Annotated in this window: 17 protein-coding genes; 7 read left to right on the top strand and 10 right to left on the bottom strand. The window is 64.5% G+C overall.

What is annotated here, in order from left to right; genetic code table 11:
* Positions 1–2: 2 nt before the first annotated feature.
* Entirely contained in the window at positions 3–434 is a 432-nt protein-coding gene (locus tag ASC68_RS12265; RefSeq protein WP_055879264.1) for a cupin domain-containing protein, read from the bottom strand.
* On the bottom strand, positions 431–2,317 hold the full coding sequence (locus ASC68_RS12260; RefSeq protein WP_055879263.1) for an ABC-F family ATP-binding cassette domain-containing protein: 1,887 nt from the start codon (positions 2,315–2,317) through the stop codon (positions 431–433). The genes ASC68_RS12265 and ASC68_RS12260 overlap by 4 nt, the downstream gene beginning before the upstream one ends.
* A gap of 96 nt (positions 2,318–2,413) precedes the next feature.
* On the opposite strand from ASC68_RS12260, the gene ASC68_RS12255 reads away from it, so the two are divergent.
* Positions 2,414–2,815 (top strand): hypothetical protein, encoded by a 402-nt coding sequence (locus ASC68_RS12255; RefSeq protein ID WP_055879260.1) that lies wholly within the window; start codon positions 2,414–2,416, stop codon positions 2,813–2,815.
* 36 nt (positions 2,816–2,851) lie between these two features.
* Here the strand turns inward: ASC68_RS12255 and ASC68_RS12250 are convergent, their stop codons facing one another.
* Together ASC68_RS12250 and ASC68_RS12245 are read right to left on the bottom strand one after the other, a co-directional pair.
* Positions 2,852–3,760 (bottom strand): hypothetical protein, encoded by a 909-nt coding sequence (locus ASC68_RS12250; protein WP_055879257.1) that lies wholly within the window; start codon positions 3,758–3,760, stop codon positions 2,852–2,854.
* Positions 3,761–3,876: 116 nt separating this feature from the next.
* Complete coding sequence (locus ASC68_RS12245) at positions 3,877–4,335, bottom strand: GNAT family N-acetyltransferase (protein WP_055879255.1); 459 nt, start codon at positions 4,333–4,335, stop codon at positions 3,877–3,879.
* Positions 4,336–4,444: 109 nt separating this feature from the next.
* On the opposite strand from ASC68_RS12245, the gene ndk reads away from it, so the two are divergent.
* The 4 genes from ndk (at position 4,445) to ASC68_RS12225 (ending at position 7,604) form a co-directional block, all read left to right on the top strand.
* Positions 4,445–4,867 carry a nucleoside-diphosphate kinase gene (gene ndk, locus ASC68_RS12240; protein ID WP_055879252.1) on the top strand — a complete coding sequence of 141 codons (423 nt, stop codon included), beginning with the start codon at positions 4,445–4,447 and terminating at the stop codon, positions 4,865–4,867.
* Positions 4,868–5,071: 204 nt separating this feature from the next.
* Positions 5,072–7,081 (top strand): DEAD/DEAH box helicase, encoded by a 2,010-nt coding sequence (locus ASC68_RS12235; protein WP_055879251.1) that lies wholly within the window; start codon positions 5,072–5,074, stop codon positions 7,079–7,081.
* Between the two features lie 51 nt (positions 7,082–7,132).
* A complete protein-coding gene (locus tag ASC68_RS29355; protein ID WP_082528104.1) occupies positions 7,133–7,417 on the top strand; it encodes a 4-oxalocrotonate tautomerase family protein in 285 nt (94 codons plus the stop codon).
* 1 nt (position 7,418) lies between these two features.
* Positions 7,419–7,604 carry a 2-hydroxymuconate tautomerase gene (locus ASC68_RS12225; RefSeq protein ID WP_055879248.1) on the top strand — a complete coding sequence of 62 codons (186 nt, stop codon included), beginning with the start codon at positions 7,419–7,421 and terminating at the stop codon, positions 7,602–7,604.
* Between the two features lie 269 nt (positions 7,605–7,873).
* Here the strand turns inward: ASC68_RS12225 and ASC68_RS12220 are convergent, their stop codons facing one another.
* The 3 genes from ASC68_RS12220 to ASC68_RS12210 form a co-directional block, all read right to left on the bottom strand.
* Positions 7,874–8,662 carry an ion channel gene (locus tag ASC68_RS12220; RefSeq protein ID WP_055879245.1) on the bottom strand — a complete coding sequence of 263 codons (789 nt, stop codon included), beginning with the start codon at positions 8,660–8,662 and terminating at the stop codon, positions 7,874–7,876.
* A gap of 44 nt (positions 8,663–8,706) precedes the next feature.
* Complete coding sequence (locus ASC68_RS12215) at positions 8,707–9,909, bottom strand: sugar efflux transporter (protein ID WP_055879244.1); 1,203 nt, start codon at positions 9,907–9,909, stop codon at positions 8,707–8,709.
* Between the two features lie 65 nt (positions 9,910–9,974).
* Positions 9,975–10,679: a FecR family protein gene (locus ASC68_RS12210; RefSeq protein ID WP_055879241.1), complete on the bottom strand. Its 705-nt coding sequence runs from the start codon at positions 10,677–10,679 to the stop codon at positions 9,975–9,977.
* Positions 10,680–11,075: 396 nt separating this feature from the next.
* Here ASC68_RS12210 and sugE point away from each other — a divergent pair, with 396 nt between their 5' ends.
* Positions 11,076–11,390 carry a quaternary ammonium compound efflux SMR transporter SugE gene (gene sugE / locus ASC68_RS12205; RefSeq protein ID WP_055879238.1) on the top strand — a complete coding sequence of 105 codons (315 nt, stop codon included), beginning with the start codon at positions 11,076–11,078 and terminating at the stop codon, positions 11,388–11,390.
* Positions 11,391–11,594: 204 nt separating this feature from the next.
* Positions 11,595–11,750: a hypothetical protein gene (locus ASC68_RS12200; RefSeq protein ID WP_156384573.1), complete on the top strand. Its 156-nt coding sequence runs from the start codon at positions 11,595–11,597 to the stop codon at positions 11,748–11,750.
* Between the two features lie 20 nt (positions 11,751–11,770).
* Here ASC68_RS12200 and ASC68_RS12195 read toward each other — a convergent pair whose 3' ends face one another.
* From ASC68_RS12195 to ASC68_RS12185, 3 genes are all read right to left on the bottom strand, one after another.
* Positions 11,771–12,565 (bottom strand): M10 family metallopeptidase C-terminal domain-containing protein, encoded by a 795-nt coding sequence (locus ASC68_RS12195; protein ID WP_055879234.1) that lies wholly within the window; start codon positions 12,563–12,565, stop codon positions 11,771–11,773.
* A gap of 114 nt (positions 12,566–12,679) precedes the next feature.
* A complete protein-coding gene (locus tag ASC68_RS12190; RefSeq protein ID WP_055879231.1) occupies positions 12,680–14,815 on the bottom strand; it encodes an FG-GAP repeat protein in 2,136 nt (711 codons plus the stop codon).
* A 217-nt stretch (positions 14,816–15,032) separates the two neighbouring features.
* Complete coding sequence (locus tag ASC68_RS12185) at positions 15,033–15,845, bottom strand: M10 family metallopeptidase C-terminal domain-containing protein (RefSeq protein ID WP_055879229.1); 813 nt, start codon at positions 15,843–15,845, stop codon at positions 15,033–15,035.
* Positions 15,846–15,908: the final 63 nt, after the last annotated feature.

Below are 15,908 nucleotides of genomic sequence, written 5' to 3'. Positions count from 1 at the left end.
GACTAAGCTCCCGGCTCCCAGCCGGGCTCCGCCTGCTCGAACTTCGAGAACTGGAACCCCGGCGCCACCGTGCAGCCGACCAGCGTCCAGTCACCCAGGCACGCCGCGCGCTGCCAGGCGTTGCCGGGGATCACCAGTTGCGGCCGTTCGCCGGCGGCGAGGTCGTTGCCCAGCGCGTGCTCGGTGACACTCTTGCCGTCGCGCGAGATGTCGAGCCGCATCGGGGCGCCGGCATACCAGTGCCAGACCTCGGCCGAATCCACCCGGTGCCAGGCGCCGGTCTGGTGGTTGCTGAGCAGGTAGTAGATCAGCGTCGAGTGCGGCCGGCCGGCGGCATTTGGCCCATCGGCGAAGGTCTGCCGGTAGAAACCGCCCTCGATATGCGGCTCGAGCCCGAGCAGGGCGACGATCTCGGCGGCGGTCATCGCAGTCATCCCATCGCCCTCTCGGCCTGCTCCAGCTCTTCGCTGAGCGTCAGCCAGCTTTCCTCGATCTTTGCGATCTCGCCTTCGAACCGCGCCTTGTCCTTGCCGAGCAGGATCACCCGCTCGGGCGCCCCATCATAGGTCTTGGGGTCGGCGAGGAAGCCATCCACCCGCGCCAATTCGGTCTTGAGCCGCCCGAGCTTCTGCTCGAGGTCCTTGATCGATTTGCGCAGCGGCGCCACTTCGGCGCGCTTGGCTGCGGCATCCTGTCGGGCCGCTTTGCGGTCCTCGACCACCGGCGCCGCCGCTTCCTTCTTGCCCTTGCCGCTGCTGTTGGAGGTCAACAGCCGCTGGTAAGTATCGAGATCCTCGTCGAATTCCTCGATCGTGCCGTTCTGCGCGATCCACAGCTTGTCGACGGTGGCGTCGATCAGGTGGCGGTCGTGGCTGATGATCAGCACGGCGCCCGAATAATCGTTGAGCGCCGCCACCAGCGCGTCGCGGCTGTCGATATCGAGGTGGTTGGTCGGCTCGTCGAGGATCAGCATGCCCGGTCCGCCGAAGGTGATGAGCCCAAGCAGCAGGCGCGCGCGCTCACCGCCCGAGAGGTTCTTCACCTTGGTGTCCATGCGCGAGGTGGTAAGCCCCATCTGCGCCACGCGCGAGCGGCGCTTGGCCTCGCTGTCATACGGCATCAGGTCGATGACATGCTCGAACGGCGTCTGTTCCGGCTTCAGCTTGTCGAGCTGGTGCTGGGCGAAATAGGCGATCTCCAGCCCCTTGCCCTTGCGCATCTCGCCGCCCATCGGCTTCAGGTCGCCCGACAGGAGCTTGGCGAAGGTCGACTTGCCGTTGCCGTTGACGCCGATCAGCGCGATGCGGTCGTCCGGATCGATCCGGTTGGTGATGTGGCGGAGGATCACCTTGTCGCCATAGCCCACCGACACGTTGTCGAAGGTCATCATCGGCGAGGCCGGGACCTTCTTGGGGTCGGGGAAGTTGAACGGCGACGAGCTCTCGTCGAACATCGCCGCCGGCGGCTTCAGTTTGGCGATCATTTTGACGCGCGCTTGCGCCTGTTTGGCTTTGGTGGCCTTGGCCTTGAAGCGGTCGACGAATTTCTGCAGGTGCGCGATCTGGTCGAGCGTCTTCTCGCGGCTCTTGTTGTTGAGCTCCATCTGCATCCGGCGCGTCTCTTCGAACGTATCGTAATTGCCCTTGTAGAAGGTCAGCTTCCGATGCTCGAGATGCGCGATCGAGTTCACCGCCTTGTTGAGCAGGTCACGGTCGTGGCTGATCATGAACACGGTGTAGGGGTAGGTCGCGAGATACTTCTCGAGCCACAGCGTGCCTTCGAGATCGAGATAGTTGGTCGGCTCGTCCAGCAGCAGCAGATCAGGCTGCGAGAACAGCACACCCGCCAGCGACACGCGCATGCGCCAGCCGCCCGAAAGCTCCGAGGTCGGGCCCAACTGCCGGTCCTTCTCGAACCCCAGCCCCTTCAAGATGGTCGAGGCGCGCGCTTCGGCGGTATGCGCATCGATCTCGGCGAGCCGCGTATGAATGTCACCGATGCGGTGCGGGTCGGTCGCCGTCTCGGCTTCCGCCAGCAAGGCTGTCCGCTCTTTGTCGGCCGACAGCACCACGTCCAGCACGCTGATCGAGCCCGCCACCGCTTCCTGCGCCACCGCGCCGATACGGGCTTTCTTGTTGACCTCGATCGTCCCACCCTCGGGCGCGATCTGCCCCAGGATCAGCTGGAACAGCGTAGTTTTGCCCGTGCCGTTCTTGCCCACGAAACCGGTCTTCGATCCGTCGGGCAAAACGAGCGAGGCATTTTCGAACAGGGGACGACCCTGGATGCGATAACTGAGATCGGTAATGGTCAACATGGCGCGGCCGATGCATCCGCGGCGCGCGGAATGCGTTACGAGAGGGATAGGGTCAAATCGAAGCGACCCAATAGACCGAGAACCCGGAGAAGTCCAATGCGCCTCGTCCCAGCCACCTTCGCCCTGTGCCTCGTCTCCGGCGTGGCCCTCGCCCAGGAACTGGCTCCGCTCAACGATCTGAAGGCTTGCCGCCTCGATGCCGAACTGGTGTCGCTGAGCTTCAGCTACGATGGCGGCGCCTGCGAGCAGACCGGAAACGGCAGCGTCGACCTGGTCGAATCCGGCACGGCGACGGTCACCATCCCGATCGTCTCCACTGCCGAGGTCTGCACCATGCAGGTGGTGAAGGTGAGCCACACCGGCGCCATCAATGCTGTCGAAGACGTCACCGCCCTCGACGTGCAACTGGTCAGCCCCGGCGGCGAAGTGCAGGCCAAGGGCAAGGTCGAGATCGCGCCGCATACCCCGGACTGCGTGCCGCCGGCGCCGAAGGACTAGGGCACTCAGGCCCGGCAAGGGCCGTCGCGGGCCCTGTCACTTCGATCGGTCGCGGTGCGCGAGCCTCAGCGCCACAGCCGCCAGCACAATCAGAACAGTCAGCAGCAAGGCTCGGGTCAGCGTCATCACCACGCCGTACTCAAACGCCCCCTGGTTGGTCCGCAGATACTGCTGCAACAGGTCGTCGATCTCGCCTGACAACGACGATGTCGACGCGTTCCGGAGTTCGAGAAGCCGCTTGAGGTGAGCGACTTCGCCACTCACAACGGCCTGTAGCCACCGCAGCCCATTCCGCGCGTCGTCGGCACTGATATGGGAGTAGATCGAAGAGAGTTGCCGGCTCTCCTCCGCAGTAAGCGTGACGGTGGCGATCGGGTACCGAACGATGCCACTTTCGTCCCTTGGCACTGTGAACAGGCAGAAAAACAGGTCCAGCGCGACCAGTTTGCTGCCATCGGCCATCGTGTCGATGTCGCGTCTGGCGCTCCAGACCGGCGTCGACCACGGATAGCCGGCGGTGCAGGATTGCTCGAGGTCGAGCACCCTCCGCAGGTCCAGGAAAGCCTCGATCATCGGGCCGGCGCCGCCGCTTTCCGCGGTGTTCTCCAGCAGCCTCGTGATGGTCGAGAGGTATGGCGCATCGACTTTGCTGCGCTCCTCCATCAGGAAGATGTCGCGTGAGTAAGTATTGTAGTCGCGGAACTTCGACTTGAGGCTGCCGAACACCTCGCTCGTCGATGCCGAAGCTGCCGAGTTGTCCTCGCTGGTCCTGAAGAAATGTGACCAGGCGTAGCCGAACCCGGCATAGTCAGTCAGTGCGATCGCCAGGGCGATCACCACGATCAGGGAGCCGACCAGAACCCGCCTGTCGGTCCATATCCGGCTGCCGCGCCGGGTGGTCGTGATGTCGCCATGCGGCGTATGCGCAGACCCCACAGAAGACATTTGTCCCCTCCGGTTGAGCCCGACTGTTATCATCCTACTCCCGTTTGACCGTGGTGTCAGAGGGCGCGAGTGCACGTATCTCCCGTCTCGGACGCCGTCCCGCCAACGGAGTAGCGCTAGTTCAGCCCCACGCGCATCAACAGCGCCTTGCCGAACTGCGTCTCGGTCACGCCGGTCTCGACGAAGCCGACCGACCGGTAGAAGGCGAGGGCGTCATCGGCGGCGACGACATGCAGCGTCGACGCGCCCATGGCCCGTGCCAGTTCCTTGGCCCGTTCGACCAGCCGGCGCCCGATGCCGAGGCGCTGCATCGCCGGATCGACGAACAGCCCGTCGAGTTCCGCATCACCGTCCGGCCTCGGCAGCACGACGGCGAAACCGGCCGTGGTGTCGGCGGCGTCCGCCACGCACGCCGTTATCAGCGTCAACTGTTCGATCGGCACCTGCACCGCTTCCGGGTGCGCCAGCAGCGTGTCCCGATCGCGTTCACTTGCCATCACCGTCTTCCAGACGATAGCGACCAGCGTCGGCTGATCATCGGCCCTTGCCGGGCGAATAGTGTATTCGGAGCCCATCGGCCCTCCGGTAGCTGCAATGCTGGTGACGGAACGCCCGTCTTGCGCCCGTCACGCCTTCCCGTTAGAAGGCCGCACCCAATTCAGACCCACTCCAAGGACCAGACACATGGCCATTGAGCGCACCTTCTCCATCATCAAGCCCGACGCGGTTCGCCGCAACCTGATCGGTAACATCCTTGCCGTGTTCGAAAAGAGCGGCCTGCGTCCGGTCGCGCTGAAGAAGATCAAGATGACCCGCGCCCAGGCCGAGGGCTTCTATGCCGTGCACAAGGACCGCCCGTTCTATGGCGAGCTGGTTGAGACCATGACCTCGGGTCCGGTCGTCGTGCAGGTGCTGGAAGGCGAGAACGCCATCCTGAAGAACCGCGAAGTGATGGGCGCCACCAACCCGGCCAACGCGGCCGAGGGCACCATCCGCAAGCTCTATGCCGTTTCGGTCGGCGAGAACTCGGTGCACGGCTCGGACGCTCCCGAGACTGCGGCCGAGGAGATCAAGTTCTTCTTCACCGACGACGAGATCGTCGGCTGATCGCCGGCTAGACCACGATTTTCCGAGGGCCGCCTCCGGGCGGCCCTTTTGTTTTGCTAGTGCCGCATCCACGATGTCCTCCCCGCGCAAGCGGGGACCTCCGTTTTTGCGACCGCGCCGCAGGCCAGAATACTGAGGTTCCCGCTTTTGCGGGAATGACCCGGTGAGTGTGATACTCATCGAGCAAACAGCAAAGATGCACCCGTGAACCTTCCCGAGACCATTCATCCCGCGCTCGCCGCCGCCCTCACGGCCCGCGGCTACGACACGCTGACGCCGGTTCAGTTGAGCGTGCTCGCGCCCGAGGCCGCCGAGCGGGACCTCCTGGTGTCGGCGCAGACCGGTTCGGGCAAGACGGTGGCCTTCGGCATGGCCATTGCCCCGACCCTATTGGGCGAAGCCGAAAAGTTCGAGCGCGCCGCCACCCCGCTGGCGCTGCTGATCGCCCCGACCCGCGAACTGGCCATGCAGGTGCAGCGCGAGCTCGAGTGGCTCTATGCCGAGACCGGCGCGCAGATTGCCGCCGGGGTAGGGGGCATGGACATCCGCACCGAGCGGCGGGCCTTCGAGCGCGGCGCCCATATCGTCGTCGGTACCCCCGGGCGGCTGCGCGACCATATCTCGAAGGGGGCCCTCGATCTGAGCAACGTCCGCGCCGTGGTGCTGGACGAAGCCGACGAAATGCTCGACCTGGGCTTCCGCGAGGACCTCGAGTTCATCCTCGACGCCGCGCCGGAAGGCCGCCGCACCCTGATGTTCTCGGCCACCGTACCGCGCGCCATCGCCGATCTCGCCAAAACCTTCCAGCGCGATGCGCTTCGCCTTGTCGCCACCAGCGCCGGCGAGCAGCATGCCGATATCGAGTACCAGCAGATCGTCGTCCGCAACGACGAGCGCGAGCATGCCGTCATCAACATGCTGCTGCTGCACGACAGCTCCAACACCATCGTCTTCTGCCACACCCGCGAGTCGGTGAAGCATCTGACCGCTCGCCTCGCCAATCGCGGCTTCCCGGTGGTGGCGCTATCGGGCGAACTGACCCAGGCCGAGCGCTCCAACGCGCTGCAGGCGATGCGCGATGGCCGCGCCCGCGTCTGCGTCGCAACCGACGTCGCCGCCCGTGGCATCGACCTGCCCAACCTCGATCTGGTCATCCACGCCGACGTCCCGTCCAATCCCGAGACGCTGCTGCACCGTTCGGGCCGCACCGGCCGCGCCGGCCGCAAGGGCATTTGTGCGCTGATCGTACCGCTGCATCGCCGCAGCGCCGCTGCCCGAGTGCTGCGCGCCGCCAACCTCGACGCCACCAGCCGCGGCGCCCCAACCATCGCCGAAATTGATGCCCGCAACCGCGAGCAGATCATCGCTACGGCGGTGGCCGTCACCGCGCCGAATGAGATCGAGGCGCCGTTCGTCACCGAACTGCTCGCCCGCCTGACGCCAGAGCAGCTCGCCGCCGCCTATATCCGCCGCGAGCTCGCGGCCCGTCCGGCGCCCGAGGAAGTGTCCGAGCAGGCGGTTCCCGCTTTCAACGAGAAGCCGCCGCGCCGCGACAAGCGCTTCGTCGACGAAGACGGCGCACCGCGCGGCAAGCCGGAGCCGATGCAGAATGGCCGTTGGTTCACCCTGTCGATCGGCCGCAACCGCCGCGCCGATCCCAAGTGGCTGCTGCCGATGATCTGCAAAGCCGGCGACGTCACCAAGCGCGATGTCGGCTCGATCAAGATCCTCGACAACGAAACTCGCTTCGAGATCGCCGCCGACAAGGCCGATGCCTTCGCGGCGGCCATCGGTCGCGTCGGCGGGCAGATCGAGAACAACACCACCATTGCCGCCTCCGGCCCGCCCTCGGCGCCGCAGAAGAAGAGCTACAATCGCGACAGCGCCCCGCGCTTCAAAAAGCACGACGACGCGCCGCGCTACGACAAGCCTCCGCGCGAGGACGGCCCGCGCTACAAAGTGCGCTCCGACAAGGGCGCCAAGCTCGCCACCAAGCCGGCCCGCGAGATCACCCCGCCAGTAGCATTCGACGCGCCGCCGGCCACCCGTGAGCCGGTGCTGTTCAACAGGAAGCCCACCGAGAAGCCGAAGGTGAATCCCAAGGACAAGGGCAAGCCGAAATACAAGAACCGCGAGAAGCGCGACCCGCCCGCCGACGCTGCCGGGGCGGCTCCCCGCAAGAAGCCGAAAAAGGGCTACGATCCGCTCGGTTGACGAACGTACCTCGGCTGCCGCATCCTCCGCTCGGCTTAGGGGGAGGAAACCATGCCTTACGTCCGTATCGAAATCACCGACGGCGCGACTTACGAACAGAAGTTGCAGATCTACAAAGAGACCACGGAGATGCTGGTCCGGATCCTGAACAAGAAGCCGGAATATACCTTCGTGGTCATCGAAGAGGTCGACAACAAGAACTGGGGCCACATGGGTACGTCCGTGGCCAAGATCCGCGAGGCCGAGGCCAAAGAGAAGGCGGCCGGCAGCAAGAAAGCCGGGGCCGGCAAGAGCGCCACCAAAGCGGTGAAGAAAAGCTCAACCAAGAAGGCCTGACGTGCCCGAGATTCTCGTCCACATCGTCGAAGGCCGCTCGAAAGAGAGCAAGAAGGCGCTGATGAAGGATATCACCGACGCGGTGGTGAAGAACTTCAACGTCCCCGCCGAGCGCGTCGTCGTGCAGATCGTCGAAAGTCCGAAAGACAGCAAGTCGAGGGGCGGCGTGCCCTTCGACGAAATGTAGGCCGGAGCCAGAGCGCTTCACGGACGAACTGAACCACCCTGCAGCGCCCCTGCCGCTGACAGCCGGCGGTAGTCGTAATGCGGCGCCGTGGTCGAGCCGATCCACCGCGATCACCCCACCTACGATGTCATCCCAGCGAAAGCTGGGACCCAACCAGCAGCTTGTGCAAGCGGTGAAATGGGTCCCAGCTTTCGCTGGGATGACACCGGTGGGTGGGGCACGGGTCGAGCCCATCAGCTTCGCCGGTGAACCGCTCTACTCCCTGGAACTTAGTTCCCCGGATCGGGGATATTCAGCACGTGCCCGCAGGCCTTGCAGTGCACGGCGTCCGGCTCGTGCCGCTGCAAGCCGCATTGCGGGCAGGGGAAGAACACCTTGTGCGGGCGGAACAGTGACTGCGCCAGCCGCACGAACAGCGTGATGCCCACAATCATCACCGCGATCGAGGTGAGCCTGCCGGCCGTGCCCGGGAGCGTTACGTCGCCGTAGCCGGTGGTCGTCACCGAGGTGACGGTGAAATAGAGCGCGTCGACATAGCCTTCGATGCCGGAATCTGGAGCAGCGAAGAAGGTCAGCACGAACCCCGAGACGAGGAACAGGAACGTCACGATGTTGACGATCGCCTCGCCCTGTTCGCGGTACTGCGTCAGCTTGAACTTCTTCAGCGGCCGCCACAGCACGCCGCTTTGCGACAGTGTCCAGAGCCTCAGGATCCGCAGGAAGCCGAAATTGGCCAGCCAGGCAGGGAGCAGCAGCGTCACGAGGATGAACACGTCAACGATCGTTGTCGGTTGCTTCAGCCAGCGCATCGGATCGGTGGAGGCGAGCCCACGCGCCACCAGGTCCGCGATCAGCAGCACGGCGACGGCGATGTCGATCCAGATGAAACTCGGCCGGTCGCGCAGCAGCGGCGTCGCGATAAAGAAAGCGATGATCGCCAGGTCCACCAGCAGCACGGCGAACTGGAAGCGCAGCGCCGTGGTCGAACTGCCGTGGTAGAGCAGCCGTAAGGTCGAGCGGAGCCGCGTCAGGCCGTGCTCGGGCTTTGCCTCATCCATCGCGTTGTCTCCTCACCGGGAGCTTGCCCGGACGGCGTCTGCTGTCAATGCTGCACGGCCGGCTGCCGTTGCAGCACATTGTGCGCCACCACCAGCACCACTGCACCGCAGGTCGCCAGCGCGGCCGCGACCCAGAACAGCTCGAGATACCGACCCGGCGCCGCCACCAGCCCGAAAATCCCGGCCGAAAGCATGCCCGAAGCGACGATGGTCACGTCGAGCAGCGAGGTCGAGAGCCCGACCCGGCCGCGGATCGCCTCCTGCATGTAGCTGATCGGCACGCTCATCAGCACGGCGATCGCAACCGCCCGCGGGATCTGCAGCCAGAACACCTCGGTGACCCCGCTCGCCTGCGTCAGCAGCACCTGGTAGAGCGCGTAGATCAGAGCCCCGGCGGCGATCAGCGTGTGCTTCCTGAACCGGCGGCCGAGCAGGCCCCAGGCCAGCATCAGCGGAATCTCGAGAAATGCCCCGATGCCCGCGGCGATGCCGACATCGCCGATATTGCCGCCGAAATGGCTGACCATCGCCAGTGGCGTCGCCGTGCCGCTGACCTTGATCGCCACATTGATCAGCAGCACGCCGCAGATGCCGACCAGCATCGGCAGCGCGATGCCGCCTTTGCCGTCGGTACTCGGCTTGGGCGGAGCGGAGATCACCCGGGTGGCGGGGTCGGCCAGCATGACCAGCGAGATGGCGCCGCAGACGACATAGGCCACGGCCGCCAAGAGGTAGACGTCGAACACCTGGTAGACCGCGGCGATCCAGCCGGCGAGCGGCGGCACCATCACCCATGATGCCGCATAGATCGAGCGCAGCACGGTGATGCGGAATTCGGCATCTTTAGGCCGCGTCTGGTCATAGTAGACGCGGGCATAAGCAAAGGTCTGGCTGAATGCCGAGTTGCCGAATGGCAGGATCACGCAATAGGCGACGACAAAGGCCATCGGGCTGCGCAGCCAGTACATCAGGCCCATGCCGAGCGCGCCGAGCAGTGCGGTGACCAGCATCAGCAGCCGGCGGTCGCCGATCCGGTCCGACAGCCAGCCGAGCGCCACTGAAGCGACGACGCCGACGATCGAGGCGAGTGTCAGGATCAGCGCGAAATCGCCGTGCCCGATCTTCAGTGCGTCGATGGCGATGATCGCGTCATAGGGTGCCGTCGAGGCATAGCCCACGCCGATCGACAACAGGCTCGCAGAAATGAGCGCCGCCATCGGCAGGCGTGGCTGGGCAGTCTCGGTCATCTCAGGCAGTTCTCCCCCGCGATCCCTAATGCAGAATCGCGCGGGCAGGCCAGTGCTTTACTTGGCTACTTGCAATCGAAGCAGCAATCGTCGCACGGCTCTTCGACCGGCTCTGCAGCCGGCTCGTCGCCATCATCCTTCACCAGGCTCTCGGCCTGCGTGCTGGCGACGAACCCCTTCTGGAAGCACTCCTTGGCTTCTTCGACGCGGAACGCGCCGAGCAGCGGGGCCTGCGACTGCGCATACTTGAAGTTCGCCTTCAGATCGTCGCGGGCAGCGCCCTTGAAGTCGTCGGTGTGCCCAAGAATCTCGGACTTGCCGAGGTCATAGGCGCCCAATTCGCAGGTATCATCGAGCGTCACGCAGGCGTTGCTCAGATTACAGAGCACGACCTGCCCATGATACAGCAGCACCTTGGTTTCCTGGGTGCTGGAGTTGAAATCGAACGAGGTGCCGCGCACCCCGATCGTGCCGGTCGGCGTCTCGATGATGTAGCGATCCTTCGGCGCCCGGCCGGTGGTGAAGCGGAAGGTGCCTGACAGCGCGTTGATGGCGAACTTGCCGGCCGAGTCATCCTGACGCAGCAGGTAGTCTTCGATCAACAGCGCCGAGTTCGGGCCGACCACCAGTTCGGTCTGGTCGCTGAACTTGATCTGCACCTGCCCCTTGGCGCCGGTGACCACACGGTCGCCGATGAAGATGTCGGCGCCGACCGTCAGCGTCTTGGTGTCCGCCTTGGTTTCGACCGCGGCGGCGGGATCGACTCCCAACGCCTTGCCGCTGGCGGCGAGTGTGGGGAATGAAAAGGAAATGAATCCAAGCGCAGCAAGTGCGCAGGCGAGGGGGGCTCGCCACATCAGGGGGTGCATATGCGTCCTCGGCTATGCAGTGGCACGGAAATCGCCCGGCCCCCCGGCGGGTGCGATCGTCGGTCTCCTACACAAGCCAGTATGCCGGTTCCAGCCCGAAAAACCGGATTCATCTGTGCTGGTGACCGGCTTGTTCAGGAATCGTTCAGCTTGTCCGCGCCGCGAAGGCGGGCCAGCAGATCTGCGCCCCGGGCACTTCTCAGCAGCTTGGCCCGAGCCTATATCCAGTGCGCCGGGGACGACCCCGACACTTCCCAATAATCAGGCGGGACGGCCCGCGCTCAAGGAGTAACTCCCATGGCGTGGGTTTACCTCACTATTGCCGGCCTGCTGGAAGTGGTGTGGGCCATCGGCCTCAAATACACCGAGGGCTTTTCGAGGCTCGGCCCGACCGCCATTACCGTGGCGGCGATGGTCGCCAGTATCGTATTACTGGGCATCGCGCTGCGTGACCTGCCCGTCGGTACCGGCTATGCGATCTGGACCGGCATCGGCACTGTTGGTACGGCTGTGCTCGGCATCCTGATTTTCCAGGAGCCGGCGACAGCCCTCAGGCTCGCCAGCATCGGCCTCATCGTCGCCGGCATCGTCGGCCTCAAGCTGGTCAGCTGAACGGGGGCTGTTGCTTCCGCGCCAGCCTGTTTGACGAAAATGCGGGATAACGCAAAAGTTGATGGAACCTTTTGCGCTTTTCCGTAACGTGAGTTGCGGGGGCTCCGTCAGGCGGAGCTAATCCGCGCCGAGCGTCAGCGCATCTCGAAAAGAAAGTAAAGGGGAGCCATGCTGTTCCGCTCTGCTGAGGTCGTGTCTGTCCTCATGCTCGTTGTTGCCTTGATCATTGCCAAGCATCTGCCGCTGTTTTCCGGCCTGCCCTTGTCGCAGATCACCGGCATTGTCTGCTTCATGTTCGCCATCTATCTCAGCCTGCGCATCTACAATGCCGAGCTGAAAAAGCTTCGCGCCGAAGAGTAGGCCGGGCCACAGCCCGCCATTTAGAGAATGAAGTCGGCTGCGTACATCGGCAGCCGGCCATTCAGTTCGATCTGAAAATCCGCCACGCCGTCACCGTCTGTGTCGCCTTCGACCAGCGTTACGGCGGAAAGGTCGGCGCGCTGCTCGTAGACCCAGCGCAACTCGCCGGCCTTGCCGGTGAACTCGGCAAAGCCCAGCAGCTGGAACGCCTGGTTACCGGCGAACTGCTCGTTGGCGTCGATCGACCCGAGGTTGATTTTGTCCCCCGTCGGCTTGAAGTCCCAGATCACGTCGCGCGTCGTCTCGCCGATACCGATCTCCTCGACGCTGCGAAAATCGAAGCGATCCCGGCCCTGTCCGCCGAGCATGAACTCCGTGCCGAGCCCGCCGATCAACAGGTCATTGCCGGCCCCGGCGTTGAGATAGTCGTCACCGTCGCGCCCGTCGAGCCGGTTGCTGCCGCCCCAGTCGATCAGCTCGTTGTCCGACGCGTTGCCCAGCAGCGCCCGGCCGGAATAGTCGATGGCCATGGTGAGGTTCTCGATCTCGGGATAATCCTCGAGATCGATCGCCACCGTGGCGCGGATGGTGTCCACCCCACCGATATCGACGACGGTGTCGGAGCGATCGTCGATAAGCTGGTAGATGTCGTCGCCTAGCCCGCCCTCGAGCAGGTCGGCGCCACCGTGGCCGAACAGCTGGTCGCTGCCGCCCAGTCCGATGATGTGATCGTCACCGGCAAACCCGAGGATGGCGTCGTTGGCATCGCTGCCGGTGAGCGTCTCGGGCGCGTCGGTGCCCATGATGTAGGCCATGGAATTCTCGCTCAGAGCGCTTTCAGGAAAAGTTGCAGGCTTTTCCGGTTCGAAAGCGCGACCAAATCAATGACCTAGATACTTTCGCCTTTTCACTTGAAACGGTGAGAAGATCTAGAGAATGAAGTCGCCCGCCGTCAGCACATGCTGGCCGCGCAGTTCGAGGCCGAAATCGGCCTCCCCATCGCCATCCATGTCACCCTCGATGATGGTCACCACTTCACCATTGGTGAAGGTGAAGTAGTCGTAGCGGAGCTGGCCCCACTTGCCGGTGAACTCGCCGTCGCCGATGAACGTGAAGGCCTGGTTGCCGTTGCGCCAGACGTTCGAGTCGACGCCGGCAAGGTTGATCACCTCGCCCGCTTCGAAGTCGACGATCACGTCGCGACCCACGGTCGGTTCACTCTGGTAGTTGGCGAAATCGAACCGATCCGTTCCGGCGCCGCCAATCAGCACATCGCGCCCAAAGCCACCGATCAGGATGTCGTTGCCGCCGCCGCCCTCGAGCCGGTCATTGCCGTTCCCGCCGGAGAGCACGTTGTCGCCAAAGCCGCCGACCAGTCGGTTGTTAAGGTCGTTGCCGCTCACGTGCCAATCGCCCGCATCGGCAAGCACCAGGTTTTCGATCTCGGGATTACCGGCGAGGTCCCAGTGCGTCGTGGCGCGGATCGTATCGATGCCGCCGCTATCGATGATGCTGTCGGTGCGGTCGGCGAACACGAAGTATTCGTCGTTGCCGAGCCCACCTTCGAGGGTGTCTGAGCCCGCGACGCTGCGCAGCGAGTCATTGCCAACATCGCCGATCAGGTGGTCGTCGCCGCCATGGCTGATCAGCACGTCGTTGCCGAGCCCGCCACGCACCGTCTGGTCGCCGGCGGCGTCGATCCGGGTCACCGCTTCGGTGGGCTTCAGCCCGTACACCACCGCAGTGGTCCCAGAGAGATAGAGGCCGCCCGGGCTGGCGTTGCTGTTGCCGAAGGCGAGGTCGGCGAAGCCGTCGCCGTTGAAGTCGCCGAGTCCGGCAACGTTTTCGACGCCGGAATAGGGGTCGGAGCTGTCGATTTCGAAGCCGCTGCTACCGTCGAGATCGTCGACGTCGAAGCCCGGCGTGTGGAAGTTCGCGCGGCCGAACACGACGTGCGCCCGGCTGTAGCCGGTCTGCACCAGCACATCGTCGAAGCCGTCGCCGTTCACATCCCCGGCGCCGGCCACCTCGGTCCCCAGCCGTGACAGGGTCGGCCCGCGGATGACAAAGCCATCGCTGCCGTCGAGCGCCTCGAGGTCGAGCGAAGCGTCGAACCCGTCAGCCTTGCCGAACACCACATAGGCCTCGCCGCCCTCGATATGGCCGTGCGGTCTGGCATTGGGATTGCCGATGATGAAGTCGTCGATGCCGTCGCCGTTCACATCGCCCGCCGCCGCGACCGTGCGGGTGACATCGGGGTCGAGCCGGAAGCCGTTGCTGCCGTCGAGCAGGTCGACGGTAAAGTCGGCGGGAAAGCCATCTGCCCCGCCGAAGATCACCGCCTCGCCAATGGCGACGTCGCCATACCCGTCCCCATTGATATCGCCGATACCGGATGGAGGCTCGTACCCGCGCTCCAACTGCCTGAAGATCGATGCGGTGACGTCGGTGACGATCGCATCCGCCGCAAAACCGTCCGCCTTGCCAAGCAGGAGCCGGGCCTCGTAGTCGGTGGTGATCAGCACATCGTCGAAGCCGTCGCCATTGGTGTCACCGGCCGAGGCGATGGTGTAGTTGGCGGTCGATCGCGGCGGTCCGTTGAGCGTGAAGCCGTTCTCGCCGTCGAGCTGCTCTAGCCAGAAATACGGCTCGAACCCATCCGCTTTGCCGAAGACGACGTGCACGTCCTCGTAGCCGTACTGGTCAGTGTCGTTGGTGGTGCCGACCATCAGGTCGTCATAGCCGTCGCCGTTGATGTCGCCGGCGCCTTGGACGTGCCAGGGCTTGTCCACCGTATCGATGGCAAAGCCGTTGCTGCCGTCGAGTTCGGTGATGTTGAAATCGGCCGGAAACGGCTCGGCCGAACCGAAGACCAAGTAGTTGTAGACGGCACCGCCCATCCGGTCGCGGCCGCTGACGATGATATCGTCGAAACCGTCGCCGTTGACGTCGCCGGCGTCCTCAACGCTGGTCCCCAGCCTGTCGTCGGTGGTGGCGCCGGTGATGTTGAAGCCGTCGCTGCCATCGAGCGCGTCCGGATCGATGCTAGGTGGATAATAGGCCATGCTGAAAATCCTCCCGAATATCGTTCAAGGCTCCGCCTCGGCCCGCGATCCGGGAACGCAGCGACCTGCATGGGGGACATGTCAGCCGCGCATGGATCGGCCTGCTTTCGGCGCTTCCATCGCCTAACCAGTACTGGCGGATGCCTATTTTTGCGGCATCCGCCTATCTGCCAAGTGACGGCGCCCGTCAGGCGGGCACAGATGAACGCCACCCCTGCTAGAGGATGAAGTCGCCGGCGCTGAGCGCGATGCTGCCACGCAGCTCGATCTCGAAATCGGCGACACCGTCGCCGTCGGTATCGCCGGCAATCACCGTCACCGTTTCGGTGCCGGCATTGATGAGTTCCTCGTAGGTCACGAGCTCGCCGGCCGAGCCGGTGAAGCTGGTGGCGCCTAGAAAGCGGAAGCCCTGGTTGCCGGAATGTCCGGCGTCGGCGTCGATCCTGCCCAGATGGATAAGGTCATCGCCGCGGGTGAAATCCATGATCTGGTCGCGGCGGTCGATGCCCGGACCCGAGCCGATGCCGGTCTCGGCTACGTCGTGGAAGTCGAAGCGATCGTCGCCGCTGCCGCCCTGCAGGTCGTCGGCGCCGAGCCCGCCGGTGAGGATGTCGTCGCCACCACCGGCAACGAGATAGTCCTGGCCCTCGCGTCCATCGAGGATGTTGCTGCCACCCCGATCGAAGATTTCGTTGTTCAGCGCGTTGCCCAGGGCGCGCCGGCCGGAAGCTTCGGTAGCCATCACCAGGTTCTCGATCTCCGGGTAGTCTCTGAGGTCGAGGCTGGTGGTGGCGCGGATGGTGTCCCAGCCGCTGACGTCGATGATGGTGTCCGAGCGGTCGGCGTTGAGCTCGTAGGTGTCGTCGCCCTCGCCGCCCTCGAGCAGGTCGGCGCCAGGGCCGCCGATGAGGCCGTCATTGCCGTTGAGCCCGATAAGGTGATCGTCACCACCGAGGCCCAAGATCCTGTCGTCGTCGTCCTCCGCGCCGATAATCGTATCCGGCCCGGACGTGCCGATAATGATTGCCATGATGTTCTCCCTCTCACACCCCAGCTTGCGACGGCCTTGTTCGGCGCAGCACAACCGCGATCG

It is taken from the genome of Devosia sp. Root105, from assembly GCF_001424865.1.
Taxonomy (GTDB): Bacteria; Pseudomonadota; Alphaproteobacteria; order Rhizobiales; family Devosiaceae; genus Devosia_A.
This window is presented reverse-complemented; position numbering and strand designations above follow the sequence as displayed.